The organism is Bartonella sp. AA1HLJMS, assembly GCF_042197445.1.
Classification (GTDB): Bacteria; Pseudomonadota; Alphaproteobacteria; order Rhizobiales; family Rhizobiaceae; genus Bartonella.
The window spans coordinates 1-1,816 of sequence record NZ_JBHIRW010000147.1 but is presented as its reverse complement, the minus strand read 5'-3'; the positions used below and the strand labels follow the sequence as shown (position 1 = coordinate 1,816).

2 protein-coding genes are annotated in these 1,816 nt (G+C 30.9%); both read left to right on the top strand.

Translation table 11 applies throughout. The features are described 5' to 3' along the window. Positions 1 to 538 precede the first annotated feature (538 nt). A complete protein-coding gene (locus ACFIQE_RS10060; RefSeq protein ID WP_375620764.1) occupies positions 539 to 949 on the top strand; it encodes a TM2 domain-containing protein in 411 nt (136 codons plus the stop codon). 369 nt (positions 950 to 1,318) lie between these two features. Beyond that, positions 1,319 to 1,750, top strand: a complete 432-nt coding sequence (locus ACFIQE_RS10055; protein WP_375707666.1) for a hypothetical protein — start codon at positions 1,319 to 1,321, stop codon at positions 1,748 to 1,750. The last annotated feature ends 66 nt before the right edge of the window (positions 1,751 to 1,816 follow it).

The following is a 1,816-nucleotide window of genomic DNA, read 5'->3' as shown; positions in this document are numbered from 1 at the left end:
TTTATGGTTGGGAGAGTTCGGACGGGTACTTTAATGCTCGTTTTATCTTTATCATTGTTTGGATTGATAATTACCGGTATTTGGGCAATTGTTGATTTTATACTCATTGTTGCTGGAAAATTTACTGATAAAGATGGGAATCAGATTACAGATTTGTGAAAATCTTATAATAAAAAAAATAGTAAAGTTTACTTTTTATTTCGATCAATATATTAAGTTGCATAATGCAGGATTATTGTATTCTATTTCTTTAATGTGAGATATTAAGAGAAGTATGCACAGCTGAGTAAAAGTATTGAAAAAGACTGTGCTATTTTATGTGGGTAAAACAACGACGTAAATCAACTAAGGTTGTTTTGTATTGCTGCTTATAGCAGCAGAAAGCGTTAGATCATTGGGGGGACAAAACTATTTTAATTTCATGTTTATCACGGCTGCTACAAATTTTATTTACGTCGTGAGGTTAATCAACATATTATAAAAAGAAATAATCTCTTTATGAATAACACATAAGGAGCAGCTTTATAGGTGGGCAAGGATGAAGGGTAAAATTATTGGTCAAGATCAAGGAGTTTATCTCGTTTCGGGAGGTGATGATAAGCGTTATCAATTTGAGGATTGGAATTGGTTAGGAAAAAAACCACCGAGTATAGGGGATATTGTTGATTTTGTATATGAAGATAATGTTGTTAAATCTGTTCTCCCTCTCTTGAGTCAAAAAGAATCAGAGCAATCAAGATTAGGTCTGGCAGTTATTTGTTTTTTTTTGGGATGGTTGGGTATTCACCGCTTTATGGCTGGTAAAATTGGAACGGGTATCGTAATGCTTCTCATAAATGTAACAGGTATAGGAATTCTTATCAATATACTGTGGTCATTTATTGATTTTATAGTTATTTTATCTGGATATTTTAGAGATGCAGATGGCAATAAAATTACCAAGTTATAGCAACTCGACAAAATTTTAATATAAATAAATAATTTTATTTATATTTATCAATATATTAATTTAATAATGTAAGTTATTTTATTCTATGTCTTTAATGTTAAATATTAAATAAAATTATGAGTATTTAAATAAAAATATTGAAAAAGAATGTACTATTTCATATAAAAAACAAAAGTACAAATCGAACAGCGTGCTTTGTATTGCCACTTATAAATGCGGGAATTTTAAGTTGTTGGGGGATTTTAGGCTTTTTTAAATGTCGTATATCACGGTGAGTACAGATCGTATTCATGCAGTGAGGTTTATCCAACATATTATCATATTAGAAGAAAAGCTTCTTTATGCATAACAATTTTATAGGTGGTGAAGATGAAAGGTAAAATTATTAGTCAGGATCAAGGAAATTATTTCGTTTCAGGTGGTGATGGTAAGCGTTATCAGTTCTTGAGTAGGAATTGGTCAGGAAAAAAGCCACCAAAGGTTGGTGATATGGTTGATTTTGTCTGTGAAGGGGATACTATTAAGTCTGTTTTCCCTATCTTGTCAGCAGGGCAGCCACAACAATCAAAAATGTTGTTAGCGATCGTTTGCTTGTGTTTTGGTGCATTGGGGATTCATCGTTTTATGGTTGGTAAAATTATAACAGGCATTGTAATGCTTCTTATAACTATACTAAGTACAATAGGTCTACTATTTATGGGGATAGGGCTTATAGGGATTATTTTTATAATTATACCTTGGGTATTGATTGATTTTATTCTTATTTTAACAGGAAATTTTAGGAAAAAAACTACAAATTAGAGGATATCCAATATTTATAATATAAAAAGTGAGGCATTCAACTTACTTTGATCGTATTAAGGGGGG

Coding starts and splice junctions, on each gene's coding strand:
- ACFIQE_RS10060 (WP_375620764.1), top strand. CDS start 539: ATGAAGGGTAAAATTATTGGTCAAGATCAAGGAGTTTATCTCGTTTCG.
- ACFIQE_RS10055 (WP_375707666.1), top strand. CDS start 1,319: ATGAAAGGTAAAATTATTAGTCAGGATCAAGGAAATTATTTCGTTTCA.